At 49.4% G+C, this 19,298-nt stretch carries 20 protein-coding genes; 13 read left to right on the top strand and 7 right to left on the bottom strand.

Features of this window, described 5'->3' with window-relative positions; genetic code table 11:
• Window position 1: 1 nt before the first annotated feature.
• Both ACZ483_RS03460 and ACZ483_RS03455 read right to left on the bottom strand, forming a co-directional pair.
• Window positions 2–1,189: an FtsX-like permease family protein gene (locus ACZ483_RS03460; protein ID WP_464324782.1), complete on the bottom strand. Its 1,188-nt coding sequence runs from the start codon at window positions 1,187–1,189 to the stop codon at window positions 2–4.
• Window positions 1,186–1,884, bottom strand: a complete 699-nt coding sequence (locus ACZ483_RS03455) for a PilZ domain-containing protein (protein WP_464324781.1) — start codon at window positions 1,882–1,884, stop codon at window positions 1,186–1,188. The genes ACZ483_RS03460 and ACZ483_RS03455 overlap by 4 nt, the downstream gene beginning before the upstream one ends.
• 113 nt (window positions 1,885–1,997) lie before the next feature.
• Here ACZ483_RS03455 and ACZ483_RS03450 point away from each other — a divergent pair, with 113 nt between their 5' ends.
• Complete coding sequence (locus ACZ483_RS03450; RefSeq protein WP_464324780.1) at window positions 1,998–2,435, top strand: RrF2 family transcriptional regulator; 438 nt, start codon at window positions 1,998–2,000, stop codon at window positions 2,433–2,435.
• On the opposite strand, the gene ACZ483_RS03445 is transcribed toward ACZ483_RS03450, so the two are convergent.
• Window positions 2,380–3,381, bottom strand: a complete 1,002-nt coding sequence (locus ACZ483_RS03445) for a hypothetical protein (protein ID WP_464324779.1) — start codon at window positions 3,379–3,381, stop codon at window positions 2,380–2,382. The two genes, ACZ483_RS03450 and ACZ483_RS03445, sit on opposite strands and share 56 nt — an antisense overlap.
• Between ACZ483_RS03445 and ACZ483_RS03440 the strand changes: the two genes are divergently transcribed.
• Window positions 3,371–3,604 carry a hypothetical protein gene (locus tag ACZ483_RS03440; protein WP_464324778.1) on the top strand — a complete coding sequence of 78 codons (234 nt, stop codon included), beginning with the start codon at window positions 3,371–3,373 and terminating at the stop codon, window positions 3,602–3,604. The genes ACZ483_RS03445 and ACZ483_RS03440 overlap by 11 nt on opposite strands.
• A gap of 19 nt (window positions 3,605–3,623) precedes the next feature.
• Here ACZ483_RS03440 and ACZ483_RS03435 read toward each other — a convergent pair whose 3' ends face one another.
• Together ACZ483_RS03435 and ACZ483_RS03430 are read right to left on the bottom strand one after the other, a co-directional pair.
• Complete coding sequence (locus tag ACZ483_RS03435) at window positions 3,624–4,058, bottom strand: hemerythrin domain-containing protein (protein ID WP_464324777.1); 435 nt, start codon at window positions 4,056–4,058, stop codon at window positions 3,624–3,626.
• A gap of 42 nt (window positions 4,059–4,100) precedes the next feature.
• A complete protein-coding gene (locus tag ACZ483_RS03430) occupies window positions 4,101–6,053 on the bottom strand; it encodes a cytochrome b N-terminal domain-containing protein (RefSeq protein WP_464324776.1) in 1,953 nt (650 codons plus the stop codon).
• A 182-nt stretch (window positions 6,054–6,235) separates the two neighbouring features.
• On the opposite strand from ACZ483_RS03430, the gene ACZ483_RS03425 reads away from it, so the two are divergent.
• The 11 genes from ACZ483_RS03425 to ACZ483_RS03375 are packed head-to-tail and all read left to right on the top strand — an operon-like array spanning window position 6,236 to window position 17,239.
• Window positions 6,236–6,409, top strand: coding sequence for a hypothetical protein (locus ACZ483_RS03425; protein ID WP_464324775.1), 174 nt, complete (start codon window positions 6,236–6,238; stop codon window positions 6,407–6,409).
• 5 nt (window positions 6,410–6,414) lie between these two features.
• The gene (locus tag ACZ483_RS03420) at window positions 6,415–6,945 is read left to right on the top strand and encodes a cytochrome C oxidase subunit II (RefSeq protein WP_464324774.1); all 531 of its coding nucleotides are present in this window, start codon (window positions 6,415–6,417) and stop codon (window positions 6,943–6,945) included.
• Between the two features lie 14 nt (window positions 6,946–6,959).
• Entirely contained in the window at window positions 6,960–8,657 is a 1,698-nt protein-coding gene (locus tag ACZ483_RS03415) for a cbb3-type cytochrome c oxidase subunit I (protein WP_464324773.1), read from the top strand.
• A gap of 3 nt (window positions 8,658–8,660) precedes the next feature.
• Complete coding sequence (locus ACZ483_RS03410; RefSeq protein ID WP_464324772.1) at window positions 8,661–9,422, top strand: SCO family protein; 762 nt, start codon at window positions 8,661–8,663, stop codon at window positions 9,420–9,422.
• 55 nt (window positions 9,423–9,477) lie between these two features.
• Entirely contained in the window at window positions 9,478–11,127 is a 1,650-nt protein-coding gene (locus ACZ483_RS03405) for a cytochrome D1 domain-containing protein (RefSeq protein WP_464324771.1), read from the top strand.
• Between the two features lie 11 nt (window positions 11,128–11,138).
• Entirely contained in the window at window positions 11,139–12,821 is a 1,683-nt protein-coding gene (locus ACZ483_RS03400; RefSeq protein ID WP_464324770.1) for a cytochrome D1 domain-containing protein, read from the top strand.
• A complete protein-coding gene (locus ACZ483_RS03395) occupies window positions 12,805–13,893 on the top strand; it encodes a radical SAM protein (protein WP_464324769.1) in 1,089 nt (362 codons plus the stop codon). The genes ACZ483_RS03400 and ACZ483_RS03395 overlap by 17 nt, the downstream gene beginning before the upstream one ends.
• Window positions 13,881–14,927 carry a cytochrome D1 domain-containing protein gene (locus ACZ483_RS03390; protein WP_464324768.1) on the top strand — a complete coding sequence of 349 codons (1,047 nt, stop codon included), beginning with the start codon at window positions 13,881–13,883 and terminating at the stop codon, window positions 14,925–14,927. The genes ACZ483_RS03395 and ACZ483_RS03390 overlap by 13 nt, the downstream gene beginning before the upstream one ends.
• Before the next feature lie 3 nt (window positions 14,928–14,930).
• Window positions 14,931–15,695: a uroporphyrinogen-III C-methyltransferase gene (gene cobA / locus ACZ483_RS03385; RefSeq protein WP_464324767.1), complete on the top strand. Its 765-nt coding sequence runs from the start codon at window positions 14,931–14,933 to the stop codon at window positions 15,693–15,695.
• Window positions 15,688–16,758 (top strand): siroheme decarboxylase subunit alpha, encoded by a 1,071-nt coding sequence (gene ahbA / locus ACZ483_RS03380; protein ID WP_464324766.1) that lies wholly within the window; start codon window positions 15,688–15,690, stop codon window positions 16,756–16,758. The genes cobA and ahbA overlap by 8 nt, the downstream gene beginning before the upstream one ends.
• Entirely contained in the window at window positions 16,661–17,239 is a 579-nt protein-coding gene (locus tag ACZ483_RS03375; protein ID WP_464324765.1) for a TetR/AcrR family transcriptional regulator, read from the top strand. Before ahbA ends, ACZ483_RS03375 begins: the two co-directional genes overlap by 98 nt.
• On the opposite strand, the gene radA is transcribed toward ACZ483_RS03375, so the two are convergent.
• Complete coding sequence (gene radA / locus ACZ483_RS03370) at window positions 17,236–18,570, bottom strand: DNA repair protein RadA (RefSeq protein WP_464324764.1); 1,335 nt, start codon at window positions 18,568–18,570, stop codon at window positions 17,236–17,238. The two genes, ACZ483_RS03375 and radA, sit on opposite strands and share 4 nt — an antisense overlap.
• Window positions 18,551–19,255, bottom strand: a complete 705-nt coding sequence (locus ACZ483_RS03365) for a succinate dehydrogenase/fumarate reductase iron-sulfur subunit (RefSeq protein WP_464324763.1) — start codon at window positions 19,253–19,255, stop codon at window positions 18,551–18,553. The genes radA and ACZ483_RS03365 overlap by 20 nt, the downstream gene beginning before the upstream one ends.
• Window positions 19,256–19,298: the final 43 nt, after the last annotated feature.

The following is a 19,298-nucleotide window of genomic DNA, read 5'->3' as shown; positions in this document are numbered from 1 at the left end:
GTTACTCGTTCCTCAGGATGTTGACCACGTTTTCCTTTGCCGCTCTCAGGGCTGGAAGGAGAGAGGATACAAAGGAGAGAACAAGTGTTCCTACGAAAGTAGCAATAAGGTCAAGAGGTTTTATGTGAACTGGAATGTAACTCATCATGTAAACCTCCTCAGGCACTCTTATAAGCCTGTATTCGTTCACAAAGTAAGCTATCACGAAAGAGGCCACTATACCGAGTAAAGCGCCGATAAAACCTATAGTCATACCCACGGAAACGAATATCCTGAGAATGCCCGAACTCTTCATGCCGAAGGTCTTAAGTATAGCTATGTCCCTTATCTTCTCCTTAGACTTCACGAAGAGCAGGCTTGTTATGTTAAAGGAAGCCACGAGAACCATCAAGAGTAGGACGAGGAAGAGGGCGAGCTTCTCTAACTGAAGGGCGTTGAAGAGAGGCTTGTTCAGGTCTATCCATGAACGGACTATGATCAGGTTGTCGTTGAGCATCCTCTCTACCCTCTCCTTTACCTCCTGTGCTCTATATGGATCCTCTATATAGACCTCCAGCCCTTCGAACCTAAACCCCCTCTTAAAGAATCTCCTTGCCTCCCTTTTCTTCATGTAAACTATCACAAAGTCCCTATCGTAAGCCCCCGTCTGAAACACGCCTCCTACGATTACCTCTCTCGTTTTCGGAACAAAACCCGTTGGAGTCCTTATACCTGTTGGAAAGACGAGAACAGCAGTGTCTCCAGGCTTCACCCCCAGTACGTCGGCTATCCCCTTGCCCACGACGAGGTGGTTAAGGCTACCTCTGACAAGGTGTTTCCCTACGAGATCCTTAAAGGCTCTCTCCTGAAAGTCCACCGCCTTAACCGTCACAGGTTGTATCCTGTCCTCCTTCGCCAAGATGGCGCTGTAAAGGGTAAAGGGAAGAACCTCTTTCACCTCTGGAACCTGCTCTACCATTCGCCTTATTACCTCAAGGTCCCTCTCCCCTACCACGCTGATTATCAGGTGAGGAGCGGTGGAAAGTATCTTATCCCTGAGGGAGTCCTGAAAGCCGGTAAATACACCGAGGGTTAAAAGGATGGCTCCAACACTGAGAAATACCCCGAAGAAGGAGATAAACGTGATGAGCAGAGTACTTCCCTTAACAGAGAGCAGGTATCGAAGGGCTATCTTAACGTGGAGGTTCATTCTACCATCCTCAGAGACTGGATTATCTCCTTCTGCCTGTTCATAACGTAGCGCCTTATCCTGTTGAGCCCTTCCTTTGGAAACTCTACCTCAAAGCCCAGCCTCATGTATACATCTTTACCTCTACCTATTACGTTCCGTAGTCTTCCCCTACCTGAAGCTTCTCCACATTCTGGGAGGTGAACCCTTATATCGAACTCTATAAAATCATCCTCCTTCAGGTTCTCAAGCTCTTTTTCTATAAACTCTATGAAATCTTTATGCTTCTTTTTGTCCAAAAGAACTCCTATGCCCATTTCGCTGACGTCCCGAGCAGACGTTTTTATCGCCTTTCCGTCGAACGCTATCTCCACCTCAACGGGTTTGTTTTCATCGGGTTCTACTCTCACGGATCTGCGTCGGACAAACTCAGGAGGTTCTACCAAATTCTCAACTGTGAGGACGAGCTCTCTTCCGAGGTTGCTGAAGACCTGGGTCTGGGCGTACTCTTTGGGTGAGAGTTTAACGTAAACCGGATCGAGGGTTGAGAAAGCCCCCTTAAGATGAGTCCTTCCCCAGTCGAAACCTATCAGCCTACCGTCGTCCTCAACCCAGCTCAGAACCATAGTTACCCTGACGGGAATCTCCTTATACTTCGTGACGACCTCGTAGCTGTTCCCCACCTCAAATATATCTGAGACTCTAATCTTATCCATCGGCTCAGAATAGTATAATCGGCAGAGTCCTGCTTCGGGATAATCTCTATCAAAATACGAGTACGACGAGGATCATCTTGATAAAACAGGGTTTTGTTCCTATAATGTATTTCATGATGATCTACTCTGATACTGTGCGCTACGCTCTTATGGCGCTGGCTTACTTGACTTACAATAAAGGTAGGTTAGTAAAGGCTGAGGAGATAGCTCAGAACCAGAACATTCCCAAACCCTTCCTCTCAAAGATACTTCACGAACTCGCGAGAAGGGAGATCCTTCACTCTGTGAAGGGACCGAGAGGTGGTTTCACCCTCAAGGTGGATCCGGAAAAGCTCACCATGTGGGACGTCGTTGTGCTTATGGGAGAGGAGAACAAGTTCAACACATGCGTTCTTATGCCCGATAAGTGTGACGTCTACGAGACCAACCCCTGCTCTCTCCATCACAGATGGGAGAAGATGAAGAAGAAGGTTATAGATTTCCTAAAGAGTACAACTATCGCCGATCTCGTAGAGGTGGAAGAGAAACATCTGTCTCAGCTCCTCTCCTGACGTAGATAAGAACTCCGGAAATCAGGTTCACCAGAAGTACCAAAAAGGAGATGAAGTAAAGTACTGAGCTGATTATAAATATGTGTCTTAAGTCAAAAAAGTAGGCTGTTAGGAAAGAAACTATGGATAGAAGGTGAAGGTAGAGGTTTACATACACCCTCCTCCTACTAATTATCTCGTGCATCGTGGGCGGATTTATAACTCCCCTGTTGCTGAGGTGGAGCCACACGAGAAAGGGAACTATCCTGTACATCATTGCAAAGACTACGCTCTGGGCAAAGGTCCCAAACAGGAACAGGAATAGAAGGAACTCCCTGTGGAGGAAGGGATAAAGAGCGGAGGAGAGAATTAAAGCAACCATTCCCACCTGCCAGAAGTTGATTAGAGGGTCGGGAATCTTTCTCCTTCTCTTTCTTAGTCTGTCGAGGGTAAGAACAGCTTGAAGTATCATCAGAATCGAGAGAAGCGGGTCTAAGAGAATGGAGTTGTAAAGGAGGAATTTCATGGCAAGTAAAACTGCAATGATAGGAGGCAGATACCAGGCAAACCTCTTCGGATAGGGAGGAGTTACAAAGAACATTTCTACAACCTGAAAGGAAACTGAGGCTACGAGTAAGAACACCCAGCCGATTAACATAAAGCTCAGATGAAGGTTGAGAAGCCTTAGGTGATCCAGAGGGTATATACCGCTCATATTCAGAATAAGTAAGACTCCGAGGGAAACACCTATAACGAAGTTCAGCAGAGAGAACTTAATTCCACGAGAGGTAGGTATATGACTCTTGACCCTAAGGAGACTGAAGGCAAAAACGGCAGATACTCCGAGAAGTCCTCCTGCTGTGAATGCTGTTCCCAGTAATATCAGCTCCTTATCTGCTGTGAACAATCCTATTAGGAGGAGAGGTATACCGATAAGTAGTAAAAGGTGGGTAAGGGTGGCCTTCAAAGAAGCCTTTTTTATAACGGCTCCTGCAACTACCGGAAGCATCTGGAAGAGAGCCCCTACCATAGTCATGGCAAGGAAGCCGAGGGTGAAGGAGTGGACCAGAAGGGGGAGGTTAAAGTTCTCCGAAATAGACATGAACAAGGCCAGGATAGAACCGATTAATCCGAAGATGGATGCGGTGATAAAGAATCTCCCAATTATACTGAAGGGAGGGAGAAACTGAAGGAGAAGACCCTTAGGGGTCATACCTCTCCTATCTCTGAGAGCTTTTCAACCATCTCCTCTGACTCTAAGTGCTGGTCGGACATCGGATAAAGTATTTGCTCCTCCTTCATGTTGTGCTGCTGTATAAGTATCATAAGGGACTCACCGATGGAGAGGAATTCCTCCTTGTTTTTATTTTTAAGAGCGTTCTCGAGCCTATCCAGGAGCTCCCGTGCCTGAGCGTGCTCGTGCCTCATGACCTGAGTGGGTCCCATAACTATTCCCGTCCTCTCTTCAAACTCTGGGAATAGGACCTCCTCTTCCTTCTTGAAGTGGAGTAGCGTCTTTTCTTTAAACTTATTGAACATCTCCTCAGCCCTTTCCCAATTTCCCTCCATAGCTGCCTTTTCCGCTTCAGCGTAGTAGTTATCACATCTTCTATGTTCTTCAGTCATGTACTGGGTTATACTCATGCTTTTTACCTCCTGTAAGTAAACGTTAATTCAATATTATACTCACCGGCCTCCCAAGGTAAAGAAGCCTTTTTCCTCATGGTAGCTTATAGCGAGACTCGTTGCCGGTTTCAGATCCCTCTCAAGCCTCAGCGTTTTCACTATATCTGGATGGGCTGTTTCGACCACCTTAAGCTCTATTTTGTGCTTTCCCGGAGATAGAAGGAACTCTTCGTAAACATATATAGATGAGTCTTTCCTGAGCCCTCTCGGATCGTATCTCTTTTTGAGGAGAGGCTTCCCGTCCACGATGAAGGTAACTTCTATGGGTGATCTCTCCACCGCTATATTCTGGATAGCTTGCATGTGCTTGAGCTTGCTGTACGTTCTTTCCGCCTTTTTAATAGGGGAAGATCTGTACTTAAAGGTTATTACTGCAAGGGATCTATCGGTAGGATAGAAGTTCATCCTGTCCGTTGTAAGAGGGTAGAAGCTCAGGAAGGGTATAAAGAGTATTACCGGAGCCAATATAGGATTGAACTTCTTTTGGGATACTATGGTGACCTCCTTCGGAAACTGCTCGGTAGTTTTGAGGTAACTTATGAAGCTTTCAACTTCTTCCTCGATGTTGGCGATGTAGGGAGCCTCGATTATTCTAATCCTCCCCCTCTCTAAGGTCTTCAGTAACCTCGGTCTCCTTTCGCCTTTGAACCTCTGCTCTGTCCACTCAACCCCCTCCCTAAAGTAACAGTCAGGACCGTCACATGAGACGAGCATTACCCCTTTAGCCTCCCTAAGGAAATCCCTCATCCACACCGCGTTGACCGCACCCACACAGGGAAGTGTATACACTCTGACACTCTCCCTTTCCTTTACCTCCGCACTGAAGGGACACCTAAAGACGAGGAGCTGGGGCTTTTCCCTCGATACCTCTTCCATTATCTTGGTGAGTGGAACAGTGGGGATCTCGTTAGCGTTGTAGTTACAAGAGGCTACACATATACCGCAGCCAGCACACTTGTCCTCTATCACTACAGCCTTTTCTTCTTCGGCGTTTACCCTCTTCATGTAGATAGCCTCGTAAGGACAGTCTAAAAAGCACTGTCTGCATCCCTCACACTTCTCCTCTACAACGTAAGCGGGCGGATTCCTTCTACCCTTTATGAGCCAAGGGAAGGCTGTAAGCAGTCCGAAAAATCCCACGAAGAGGAACCAGTTGACCGATAGGGGAAAGATTTTGAATAACGGATATCCGGTCAGATAGAACCAGTCCAGGCTCATGCCGAAGGGAACCTTTCCCAAATCCGCAGGAGGATCGCTCTTTGCGGGAAATATCAGGGCGATGGCAAGAGCGTAAACGGTCAGCATTATCATGAGCGGCTTGGGAGGAAAGAGCCTCGGTCTGGAGATCCTCATTACATGAACCCACAGAGTGAAGACGAGGAGTATGGTCACCGCTATGTGCCCGAAGAGGAGGATTCTAAAGAGTCCCCCTAACTGTTTTATGTCCGTTCCCAAGAAGGCGCTCATTAGAGCGTGACCGAATATAGGTATAACGCTGAAGAACTTGGCCGTTAAAAGTCCCGTAAGCTGCGCTCTCTCGTCCCACACCAGTAAGTATCCGGAGAGTCCTATGATCAAGAATATTAAAAGCGTTCCCACTCCGGAGACCCACGCTATCCACCTGAACATCCTGAACCTGTCGGTGAAGATCATGTGGATCATGTGGAGAACGGCGAAGAGAATCAATCCGTCGGAAGTGTATCTGTGAATCCCGCGCATTAGACTCCCGAGGAAGGAGGAAGATATAGCCTCAACCGAATCGTAGGCACCTTTGGGATCCACATCGTAGAAGAAAAATAGGTATATACCCGATACGACGTCGAGAATCAGGAGGAATATGGTTATAGCTCCGAGGTAGTAAAGGGGGTTGAGCCAGGAAGAGTATATCTTGCTTAGTGCAAAGCCTATCCTCTGCATAAGTTTATAGGTTGGACTTATAGTAACCATCTCCATCTCACTCCTCCGTAAGTGATGACATACTTACCTCATGCCTACCAATTAATAATAGGAATTATAGATCAACTGATCATAATTTTTTCTTATGATAAATATCATAAGTTCTTATAGAAAAATGAGTAAAAGGTCGTAAACTAATATAGAGGGTGAGTGAATAAGCATTTACGGAGGTGGTTGGGATGAGTGCGGAGAGGAAAACATCCTTTCTTCAGCTGGTGTTTGACGACTTTATTCTCCTACTCTTTCTGGGAGTCGCGGTTTACGCGATCTCCTACCTGATCTGGGGGCTGATCGAGATAGCTTGGCTCCCGCCGATACCAGATGAGATCAAGCAGGCTCTGTTAGGGAGGTGAGAGTCATGGCTCTGCTACCGCCACGTGAAGGTTGGTTTTATCAGAAGGTAGCCAAGGACGAAAAGATCTGGATGGGGATGGCCTTCATAGTCTCGGTTTTCCTGTTCTTCTGGATGATAATCTGGCACGTCTACGCGAAGCAGAACCCCTCCTTCACAACCTACCGGACGACACCTGAGGAGTTCTACGCACTGACGGAAGCTTTCATCAATAAGTACAAGATAGGTGAGGAGAACGGAATTCCCGTTGTTAAGCCACCCCCGGGGAGCGACGTCTTTCTGCTCGCCCAGCAGTTCAGGTGGTATCCGGTCCTCGTTCTGAAGAAGGGAGAGGAGTACAGATTCCACATCTCTTCCCTTGACGTTCTCCACGGCTTCTCCCTCCAGCCGGTGAACATGAACTTCATGGTTTATCCCAAGTACGACTATGTTCTGACCTTCAAACCCACCTCAGCGGGTGAGTACGCTATCGTCTGTAACGAGTTCTGCGGGATCGGACACCACATGATGATTGGAAAGATCATCGTTGAGGAATAAGGGAGGTGTGAGTCATGGCTGTTGCCGTTGAAAGTGGTGAGAAGTGGTTCAGAACCTGTGATGTCACAGGTTTCAAGGTCGATGTGAGGGCGGAGAAGATAGCTAAGGTGAACGCCGTTATGGCGGTCGTTTCCTTCCTAATAGCGGTCATAGCCGCCCTTCTCTTGGTTCTGACGAGATGGCAACTCTTCCACGTTCTCCCCGTTGACTGGTACTACAGAGTTTTAACGCTACACGGACTCGATGCTCTCGTCTTCTGGATAATCTTTTTCGAACTCGCCGCACTGACTTTTGCCTCCACCGCTTTCCTGAACACGAGGATGTCTTCCCCAGCCGCCGGATGGCTCGGAACTATCTTGGCGATAGTAGGATGGCTCTTGGTGAACTACACCATACTTGCAGGACAGGCGGATGTCCTGATGACCTCCTACGCACCCTTGAAAGCCCACCCCCTCTTCTATTTGGGAATGATACTCTTTGCGGTCGGAGCGCTGGTAATAGTCACAACCTTCTTCGCGAACCTGATGATATGGAGAAGGGAAAATCCAGGGCAATCCCTTCCTCTCTTCGTTTACGGGCTTATGGCTGCGGCGATAATTGCAGTAATAACCATAGTCTCTGGAGCGATAATCTACATCCCTACCTTCCTGTGGTCCCTCGGAATTATAAAGGACATAGATCCTGCGGTTTATAAACTCGTCTGGTGGGGTCTGGGACACCCCTCTCAGCAGATAAACGTGGCAGCCCACGTCTCAGTATGGTATCTGATAGCCTTCCTCGCAACGGGAGGTACTTCCATAAACGAGAAGGTGAGTAGATTCGCCTTTATCCTTTACATAATCGCCATAAACGTAGCTTCCGCCCACCACCTCCTCGTTGACCCGGCGGTAAGTCCAGTATGGAAGGTCTGGAATACGAGCTACGTTATGTACCTGGCTGTTTTCGCATCTATGATCCACGCCTTCGCCGTTCCTTCGGCAATAGAGGTAGCTCAAAGGAGGAGGGGATACACCAACGGACTCTTCGAGTGGCTCAAACGTGCTCCGTGGAGCAACCCCGCCTTCTCGGGAATGATGCTCTCGATGATCATCTTCGGTTTCATAGGCGGGATCACCGGTGTGGTGAATGGAATGGAGCAGACCAACATAATAGTTCATAACACCCTCTCCGTTCCCGGACACTTTAAGGGAGCGGTCGTAGGAGGAACCGCCCTCGCCTTCATGGCGGTAACCTACTACCTGATACCCCTCCTCTTTAGAAAGAAGATAGCCTTCTACGGAGTAGCCAAGTACGTACCTTGGCTCTTCGGAATAGGTATCGCCATTCTCTCGGTTTCCATGTACATACTTGGAGCCTTCGGAATTCCCAGAAGACACTGGGACATAACCTTCTCCGGAGGACCCTTCACCTTCACCTTCAATCCTGTAACCGACTTCTTCTGGGCGCTCTTCGGTCTCGGCGGAATACTTGCCGTTCTTGGAGCTCTGATCTGGATACTTCAGGTTGTGGTATCCGTCTTCTTCGGACAGCCCTTCAGGGGACCTCAGGATCTCCAGATTCCTATAGCGGAACCTCCTCCCGCCGAGAAAGAGGAGCACGAGGGCTTCGCCGCACCCGGAACCTTTACCCTTGTCCTTCTCTTCATAACCGCCTTTATCATCTTCGTGGCTCTGAACTACGGATGGCTCTCCGCCATGTGGGAGGTGAAATAACCCATGGCTCCCCTCCTTGCCCCTCTCCTTCTTTTCCTCCTTTTCACAACCTCCTTTCCAAAGGAGATAGACATAGTTCCTAAACCTGAGTTCGTTTTGGGTAAGAAGGTCCCCGACGTCACTCTCATAAACGAGAGGGGTGAGGAAGTAAGGCTGAGTCAGGTCGCGGACGGAAAACCTCTTATGCTCTCCTTCATCTACACCAGGTGCACCTCAGCTTGTCCCATGATAGTTAAGGGCATAAAGGAAGCTCTAAAGGGGATAACCTACCGAGACGTGAAGGTCCTGCTCATCGATTTTGATGAAAGGGATAAGCCTGCAGATCTTAGAAACTTCAGAAAGAAGAGAGATATTATAGGGAGCCGGTGGATAGTTGCCTTAGCTAAGGGAAACGATCTAAAAAACCTCACAAGGGCGGTGGATTTCAGGTTCTTCTACGATGAGAAGACCGATATGTTTGCCCACCCAAACGTCTTGGTGATCTTGTCTCCTGATCTCATTATCTCCGGATACATGATGGGAGTTACCTACAACTCGAAAAAGCTTTCTCTTCTGATAGAGAAGGCACGCCTCGGGAAGGTGGATCTGAATCCTGTAAAGGGCTTTTTTCTCAAGTGCTTCCGCTACGATCCTGTTACGGGAACCTACACGATAGACTGGTCCTTTGTAGCCATGCTTGTGGGAGGTCTGATACCTATCTTGGGTATGTTTTACTTCCTTTTTCTCAGAGATCTCCTGCTCAAGCTGAGGGGTGTGGGATCATGAGGTTTTTTGTAAGTACGCTAAAAATTGAGAAAATCATCATAAAGGAGGTTTTACCATGAAAGGGCTGAAGCTTGGAGTGGTAGCCGGAGCCCTGATGTTGGGTGCTTCCGTGGGAGCGTCTGCGGCAGAAGTTCCTAAGCTCACACCAGAGGAGATGAAGAAAGCCTCTCAGATCTTCTTCGACAGGTGCGCGGGATGTCACGGGATGCTGAGGAAGGGAGCGACAGGACCAGCCCTCACACCGGACATAACGAGGCAGAGGGGCCTCAAGTATCTCGAGACGATAATCACCAACGGAACTCCCGGAGGGATGCCCGACTGGGGAAGACAGGGGATACTCTCGAAGGAGGAGATCAAGCTCCTCGCCAAGTTCCTGATGCATGAACCCCCCGAACCACCGCTGATGTCCCTCGCTGACATGAAGAAGTGGTGGAAGGTTTACATACCTCCCGAGGCAAGACCGAAAAAGCCCCAACACAACCTCAACTGGAAGAACTTCATGGGGGTGATCCTCAGGGACGTCGGTAAGGTGGCGATAATAGACGGGGACACTAAGAAGCTCGTCAGCATAGTGGATACAGGATTTGCGGTTCACATATTCAGATCCTCGGGAACAGGAAGGTACTTCCTCACCATAGGGAGAGATGGAAAGGCAACCCTAATAGACCTCTGGCTCAAGAAACCCGATAAGGTCGCAGAGGTTAAGGTCTGTTACGATGCAAGATCCATAGACACGAGCAAGTACAAGGGTCCGAAGGGGGACTTTATGGACAAGCTTGTGGTGGTAGGTTGCTACTGGCCTCCCAGCTTCGTAGTTCTGGACGGGCAGACCCTTGAGCCTTTAAAGATAGTCAATACAAGCGGTTACACATGGGACACTAACGAGTATCTGAGAGAATCGAGGGTCGCGTCCATAGTGGCCTCTCATTATGACCCTGAGTGGGTTATATCCAACAAAGAGGTGGGTAAGGTTCTGCTCGTTAACTACGAAGATCTCTCCAATCTAAAGATACACATGATAGATGCGGAGAGATTCCTTCACGACGGCGGATGGGATATGCACAAGAGGTACTTCCTCGTTGCCGCCAACATGAGAAATAAAATCATTGTTATAGATACCAAGGAGAAGAAATTTGTAGGCGAGATAGAGACGGGTGTCAAACCCCACCCCGGAAGGGGAGCGAACTTCGTTCATCCGAGGTACGGACCCATCTGGTGTACGGGACACTTGGGTTCTAACAACGTAGCGTGTATTGGAACAGATCCTAAGCGCCATTCCAGATACGCCTGGAAACTCGTCGCCAACATAGAGCTACCCGGTCCCGGTGGAGGTACGCTCTTCATCAAGACCCATCCCAATTCCCCCCACATCTGGGTTGACAGGACCCTCAGCGCCGATCCCAAGCTCCAGAGACAGCTTTACGTCATAGACAAGAGATCTCTGAAAGTTATCAAAACGATCAACGTTATAGACGAACTCAGAAAGCTTGGCTACAAGAAGATAGACGGAAGGGTTGTCCACCCCGAGTTCGACATGCACGGCAAGGAGGTATGGGTCTCCGTATGGGGCAGGAAGGACAAGCCCACCGCGATAGTAGTCTTTGACGACAGAACGATGAAGATAAAGAAGGTTATCACGGGAGATTGGGTAAGGACACCTACGGGAATCTTCAACGTCTACACAACGACCAACGACATCTACTGAGGTGAGAAGGTATGGCTTCTCTCATCTCACTACGTTCCCTCGCCCCCTCCCTTCCCCTCTTTTTTTTCCTTTTTTCCATCTCCCATGCCATAGACGGAAGAGACATCTACTTTAAGAACTGTTCTTCCTGTCACCACGAAAAAAGAATAGGAAGGACCGCCCCTCCCCTGCTTCCAGAGTTTCTCAAGAGAAAGAGCGACAATTACCTGAAGAAGGTTATAAAAGACGGAATTCCTGCGACGACCATGCCCTCCTTCGAATCCCTCTCTGATGAAGAGGTTGACTCTCTGATTAGTTTCCTCAGAAAGCCTGCTGGAAGGATCGAGTATTCTCTGAGGGATGTGAAGGAGAGCTACCAGAAGTTTGGAGGGAAGGGGAAGATTCTGAAGATAAAGGACCTGAAGAACCTCACCGTTTTCGTGGATAAAGGAGGTAAGGTTTACCTTCTCGAAGGCGAGGGGATACTCGATAGCTTTCCTTTCAAGAACGTTCACGGAGGAGTTAAGTTCTCCCCCGACGGAAGTCGCTTCTACGTTCCCTCGAGGGACGGATGGGTTTTACTTTACGACCTTGAGAAAGGAAAGCCCTCAGCTAAGGTGAGAACCTGTATCTATCTGAGGAACATAGCTCTTTCGAGGGATGGGAGCGTTCTTGCGGTAGCCTGCACACTACCCAAAACCCTCGTCCTCCTCGATAAAGATCTGAGACCTTTAAAGTCTGTAGATCTCCCCGGCAGACCCTCTGCGGTCTATGAGCTTCACGGGAAAGGACTCTTCCTTATGACCTTCAGGGATAAGCCTTACATGGCTTTTATTGAACCAAGCGGAAGGATAAGGCTCAGTAGAACTGAGGAACCTCTCGAGGACTTCTTTATAGATCCCTTTGAGAACTACGTAGTGGGTAGTTCCAGAGGGAGTTCAAAGCTCGTAGTTTACAGCTTAGAAACCGGGGAAAAGGTGTTTGAACAAAGGATAGAGGCTATGCCCCACCTCTTCTCCTCTTCCTTCTGGTATGGAGACGGAAACTTCTACTTCGCCACAAGACACGTGGGATCAGAGGAAGTGAGCATCTGGAGAATGTATGACTGGAAGTTTATAAGAAGCGTAGACGTCGGGGGAAGAGGCTTCTTTGTGAGAACCCATCCCGACAACCCATATCTGTGGATAGACAACAGGGATAAAGGTGTGGCTCTGTTAAACAAAAAAACTTTCGAAGTGAAGAGAATCACCGTCTCGGGGAAGGTAACCCATGTAGAGTTCTCCGGAGACGGAAGACTCGCTTACCTGAGCGTTCTGGAGGGAGACAGGGGATCGCTCCTGATTCTCGATCCTTTGACCTTCAGGAAGATCTCCCTCATTCCATCTGAACAGCCCGCCGGAAAGTACAACTTCGTCCTCAAGTCCCGCAAGTTCCTACCTTTACTGCTCGGAAAGGAAGTTTTCATGGCGAAGTGTTGGGGTTGCCATCACCTGACGGAAGAAGCCTTCGGACCTTCCTTTAAATGGATCGTAGGACACAGAAGTAAGGAGGAAATAGTCTCCCAGATACTTAATCCAGAGGAGACTGCAAAGCTCCTCGGATACAAGAGGAACGCGATGCCGAGGATAGAGATCTCAAGGAGGGAGTTAGAGGCGATCCTGAGTCTAATGGAGAGCCTGAAGGAGGAGGAAAAGCTCTATGCTGAGGGTGAGTGAGTTCATAAAGACCGCCTTAGAGGGGAAGTCCCACAAACCTTTCGGGGGAGTTATCCTGATCTGGAACCTCACCAACAGATGTAACCTCTACTGCAAACACTGTTACTCATCGGCGAATCAGGATAGGAGAGGGGAGCTCTCCCTCAAGGAGATAGGCAGAGTCTCCGACTCTATCGTCGGATCTGGAGTCAGGTTCGCCATACTCTCAGGCGGTGAACCGCTTTTGAGGGAGGACATTTACGAGATAGCCAAGATACTGAAGAGCAAAGGAATAAAAACCTACCTCTCCACGAACGGAATACTGATAAACGCCGAGAACGTTAGAGAAATAAAGGAACACTTCGATTACGTCGGCATAAGCATAGACGGAACCCCGGAGGTTCACGACGCCTTCAGGGGCAAGAGATTCGCCTTCGAAGAAGCTCTGAACGCCCTGATGCTCTGCCTTGACGAAGGTATAAAGGTAGGTTTGAGGTTCACTTTAACGGACAGGACTGCTCCCTCCCTTCCCTTCATCTTCGACCTTGCGGAGGATCTCGAAGTCCCCAAGCTATACATATCCCACCTTGTCTATGCGGGGAGGGGCAAGAGGCTCTCGAGCGTGGAGAAAGAAAACTACCGCAGGGTGGTGGAGTTCATAATTTCCAAAGCCCTCGACTACGTGGAGACGGGAAGGAGCCCTCAGGTAGTTACGGGAAACAACGAGACGGATGCGGTTGTCCTTTACGAGCTCTTTAAGGAAAGGTATCCGGAGAGGGCGGATTATCTACTTGAGATACTGAGGAATTGGGGAGGGAATCAGGCGGGTGTGAGGCTTGTGAACATTGATCACAGGGGGAACGTCAAGCCCGATCCCTTCTTCTTTCACAGCCTCGGAAACGTGAGGGAGAAGGATTTTTCCCGGATATGGAACTCCAACGGGATACTGAGCAAACTCAGGGAGAGACCGAGGAAGATTGAAGGAAGGTGCTCCTCCTGCCCCTATTTGGGGATATGCAACGGCAACTCCAGGGCGAGAGCCTTCTACGCGACGGGAAGCTACTTCGGGGAGGATCCCGCATGCTACCTCTGATAGTGCTTTTGCTCTTTACGATAGGCTTTGCCCAGAAGATATACGTTGTTGAGAGGGAGAGGGGCGCCCTCGCGGTGATTGAGGAAGGTAAGGTTAAGGAGATAAAGAACTTGGGGAACACAAACCACGCAACTCTCAAGTTCTGGAGAGGTCACGCCTACCTCATAAGCCGGGACGGCTTCCTCTCGAGGATAGATACTCGAAGGGACAGACTTGTCAAGAAGGTCAGGGTCGGGAAGAGCTCGATAGGGTTTACCTTCTGCCTCGATAAGGTGGCGGTAGCCAACTACTCTCCCAAGGACGTAGTCCTACTGTCGGAGGATCTGGAAGAACTGAGAAGAATAGAAACAGGCTCGAAGAACGTAGGCATAAAGAGCTACAGAGGTCTCCTCGTCTTCTCTCTAATGGACAAGGACGAGGTGTGGATCGTGGACTGCAAGAGTATGAAGCTTCTCAAGAGGATCAGGAACGTAGGAAGTATGCCCTTCGACGCCCTTCTCTCGAAGGATAAGTACATAGTCGGATTGTTTGGTGAGAACGCCGTAGGCGTCCTTGATCTCAAAGACTTCTCCTACAGGAAGGTCAGGTTCGGAAGGAAGGGAAAGGAGGTGGTCTTCAAGGTTCCCCACTTCGGACTCTGGGGAGTCTGGAAAGATAAAGCCTATATCCCGGCGGTGGGTGAGAGGAAAGTACATGTAGTGGATCTTGAGAGCTTTGAGTATATAGGGAGTATAAATCTCCCCGGTCTTCCCGTCTTTGTCTCCGTCTCCCCCGATGGTAGGTACCTTGCGGTGAACTACAGTGGAGACTCCGAGGATCTTATCTCCCTAATAGACAGGGAGAAGATGGAGGTTGTCAGAACGAGGAAGCTCGGCAGGAGGATACTGCATCTTAGGTTCTCCCTCGACGGAAGTTCACTCTACCTCTCCTCTTACTACGAGAATCTGCTCAAGAGAGTCTCCGTCCCGGGGCTCGAGCTTATAGATAGCATAAGCGTTCCAACGCCCTCGGGTGTCTTTATCGAAGGAGGTTAAGCCATGGGGAAGGTCTATCTGGTCGGTGCTGGTCCGGGTGATCCAGAGCTACTGACACTCAAGGCTATAAGGGTTCTTTCTATCGCAGACGTCGTTCTATACGATCGGCTCGTCAACGAGGAGGTTCTTCAGTTCGTCAAGCCTGGGTGCAAGCTCGTCTATGTTGGCAAAGAAGATGGAAAGCATACCATTCCTCAGGAAAGGATAAACGAGCTTCTTGTTTATTATGCTGGGATACACGAGAACGTGGTGAGATTGAAGGGGGGAGATCCCTTTGTCTTCGGAAGGGGTGGAGAGGAGGCTATCTTCCTTACCAAGAGGGGAATCCCCTTCGAAGTTGTTCCCGGAGTAAGCTCCATCTACGCGGTTCCTGCCTACGCAGGGATTCCCCTAACCTTCAGGGGTATAGCCTCCTCCTTTGCGGTTGTGACGGGACACGAGGCGACAGGTAAGGAAAAGAGGGTAGACTGGAGAGCCTTCATGGACGTCGATACTATCGTCGTTCTAATGGGTGTTAAGAACAGACAGAAGATAGCGAGGGAGCTTATATACCTCGGGAGAGACCCTTCCCAGCCGGTAGCCTTTGTGGAGAGAGGAACTACGGAGGCCCAGAGAGTTGTTATTTCTACTCTCGGCGAGGTAAGCGAAAACCCGCCTGAGGTAAGTCCTCCCGCAGTGATGATAATCGGTGAGGTGGTTCGCCTGCACACCTTACTCAAGGACGGCATTCAAAACCTGAAGCAGCTGGAGGAGATATACCATGCTTAGGGAAGAGCTTCTGAAATTGATCCAGTCCGACATACCCATCGTGGAGAGACCCTTCCTCTGGCTCGCTCAAAAACTGGGAACCTCGGAAGGTAAGGTGATGAGTGAGATAGAAAGTCTCAAAGAGGAAGGTGTCGTAAGGCAGATCTCACCGATATTCGACACACGAGCGGTGGGTTATGACAGCTCCCTCGTAGCCTTCAAGGTGGATTCAGAAAGGATCGAAGAGGTCGCACGCTTTGTGAATTCCCATCCCGGAGTGAGCCATAACTATGAGAGGGAGGACGAGCTCAACCTCTGGTTCACGATAGCCGTTCCTCCGGACGCCAGGTTATCCCTTGAGGAGACTGTATCACTGATCGCAGAGAGAACAGGAGTAAAGGATTACGCTGTTCTGAGAACCCTCAGGACCTTCAAAATAGGTGTGAAGCTCGACTACGGAAAGCTCGAGGAAAGGGAAGAGGTAAAAGTAAGGAGTCCGGTTGAGGCAAGCAAACTCTCCGAACTGGAAAAGAAGGTTGTAAGGGAGTCCCAGAAAGATATACCTCTGACGGAGAGGCCCTTCGGGGAGGTGGCCCGCAGAATCGGAATGGAAGAGGAGGATCTCTTAGAGGTTCTGAGATCTTTTAAGGAGAAGGGGATAATCAGACGCTTTTCTGCGATCCTGTATCACAGGAGGGTAGGCTTCAGGGCAAACGGAATGGTGGTGTGGAAGGTTTCTCCCGAGAGGGTTGAGGAGGTAGGAAGATACCTCTCCTCTTTCAAGAGCGTGTCCCACTGTTATGAGAGAACAACCAATGGAATCTGGAGTTACAACCTCTTTTCGATGGTCCACGGTAAAAGGAGGGACGAAGTAGTCGATTTCGTGAATAGAGTTAGCGAAGAGATAGGCGTAAAGAGCTATAAAATTCTCTTCTCCAAGAGAGAGTTTAAGAAGAGGAGGGTGGAACTCTTCTCGGAGGCTTTCTATGAATGGGAGAAAAACAACTTGGGACTGGGAGTACGTCCCCACGAAGGAGAGAATAGCGAAGGCAGCTCTGAGCCTGTTCTCGAGGAAAGGTTTTAAGGGGACAACGATAAAGGATATAGCGAGCGAGGTGGGGATTACGGAAGGTGCGATATACCGACATTTCTCCAGTAAGGAGCAGATTATCTCCTATCTCTTAGAGAGGGTGAGCGGAGAGATAGAGGAGATATTGGAGAGGGAAGTCTTCCCTTTAAGGGATATAAAGGCAAAGGTGGGAAAGCTCGTAGAGGTTCTCTTGGGCTACGCTCTCGATAACCCGGACTCCTTCCGTTTCCTAAGCGTTTACCACATACTCAGGGAGAATGGAACTGAGGATAAGCTACCGGGCAGAAAAATCTTAGATATGCTCAGGGAAGCTTATAGAACCGGAAAGATAAACGTTACGCCTGAAGTGGCTCTCAGCCTTATAGTTGGATCGGTTGAAAGGCTCTTTATACTGTGGGAGTTGGGTGTAGTGGAAACGGAGAGAGAAAAGCTCACCGAAGAACTAAAGCTATCCATAATAAGGGCTATTCTCTAAAGTAACAGGTCGATAGCCTCTCTTACGTTAGAGACCGGCAGTATCTCCACACCATCCACGTCCATATTCAGACTACTCGGCAGAACTATCCTTTTAAAACCGAACCTCCTTGCCTCTTCCACCCTTATATCTCCGAAATGAACTGCCCTGACCTCCCCGGCAAGTCCTAACTCTCCAAAAATAACTGTGTCTTCAGGTATGGTCTTCTCCCTTTTGGAGGAAGCTATCGCGAGAGCTACCGCAAGGTCCGCCGCGGGCTCCTTTACAGAGAGTCCCCCCGCCACGTTGATGAAGACGTCCGAGTCCCTCGTGAATATGTTCGCCTCCTTTTCGAGTATCGCGAGAATAAGGGAGAGTCGGTTCACGTCAAAACCCTGAGTCCTCCTCTGAGGAGTCGTGTAGAGTGCAGGAAGAACGAGAGCCTGAACCTCAAGGAGTATAGGCTTGCTCCCCTCGGTGTGGGGAAATATCACGCTCCCCGGAGAGCTTATTCTTTCGCCGATAAAGAAGGCGGAGGGTTCAGGAACTTCCTCGAGCCCGTAATCCCCCATCTTGAAGACCGCTACCTCCCCCGTTGAGCCAAACCTGTTCTTTACCACCTTAACGACTCTGTAGAAGTTGTACCTCTCCCCTTCGAACTGGAGGACGGTATCAACTATATGTTCGAGAACCTTCGGACCCGCTATCGCACCCTCCTTGGTTATTTGCCCAACTATGAAGCAGGGGATCCCCTTCTCCTTGCACACCTCGGTCAGTTTAAAGGTCACCTCCCTGACTTGAGATACGGAACCCGCACTCGACTCAAGTCCTTCCGAGTAGAGTGTCTGCACCGAGTCTACGACCAGGAGGGAGGGGTTTTCCCCTTCGATAGCTTCTAAAACGTTTTCCAGCAAGGTTTCCGGATAGAGGAGTATGTCGGGACTCGATATGCCCAACCTCCTCCCCCTTAGGGCTATCTGGGATCCCGACTCCTCTCCAGAGACGTAAAGGACCTTACCGTACTTCGCGAACCTGTTTGAGATCTGGAGAAGAAGCGTGGACTTACCTATCCCTGGCTCCCCGGCTATCAGGATCACCTGACCCTTAACCAATCCACCTCCAAGGGCATTGTCAAGACTCTCAAAGCCCGTACTCAGCCTCTCGGATACCTCCTCTTCCCAGCTGTCTATCGGAAGAACCTTTGTCTGATTACCTATCCTGTAGACCTTCCCCTTTTCTACAAGTTCCTCTACGAGGGTATTCCACTCACCGCAGGAGGGACACCTACCTTTCCACTTGACCGACTGGTATCCACAGGACTGACAGACGTATCTAACAGCTTGCTTTGCCATCCTCTTTAATATAGGTCATGAGCTCTCTTATAAGGGAGGCAGGCTCTACCTCCTTAGGACAGGCGCTGTTACACTTATCGCATGAGAGGCAGTGGTAAAGATGACCCTCCTCGAGAGCTTCCCTGAGCCTGTAATCTTTATCCCTATCCCTTGGATCTTCGAGGAACCTGTAAAACTTGGCGAAAAAGAGGGGACCGGCGTACTCGCTCTCCAAAACCTGAGGACAGTAGGACTGACAGGCGGAGCAGAGAATACAGTCCGCCGCCCTTTCTATTCTCCTGTTTATATCTGGAGGTATCCTGACCTCTCCACTGTACTCCTTTATCCATGTATGAAAGCGCTTCATCCTCTCTATAACGCTCTCGTGATCAACCGCGAGATCTTTTATCGGAGGGAATTTGTCAAGGGGTTCCAGCACGATCTCCTCACCAGTGAGAGCGTAGGGAAGAACCTGCTCCTTGCAGGCGAGCTTCGGAAAGCCGTTTATAAAGATAGTGCAGGTTCCGCATATCCCCGCCCTGCAGAACTGCCTGAAGGTAAGCGAGGGGTCCTGATTCTCCTTTATCCTCTGAAGAGCGGTTAAGAAGGTCATTCCCTCCTCGTAATCTACTTCGAAGGTGTCGTATCCCCTCTTCCCATCGGTAGGATCGTATCTGAATATTTTCAAACGGAGTTTTAGCTCCATGGGGGAATAATATAGCGAAGGAGGAGGCGTTTTCAAATAAAAT

The organism is Hydrogenivirga okinawensis, from assembly GCF_055385515.1.
Note: the sequence above shows the minus strand (reverse complement) of the source record. Positions and strands in the feature narration are given on the sequence as shown.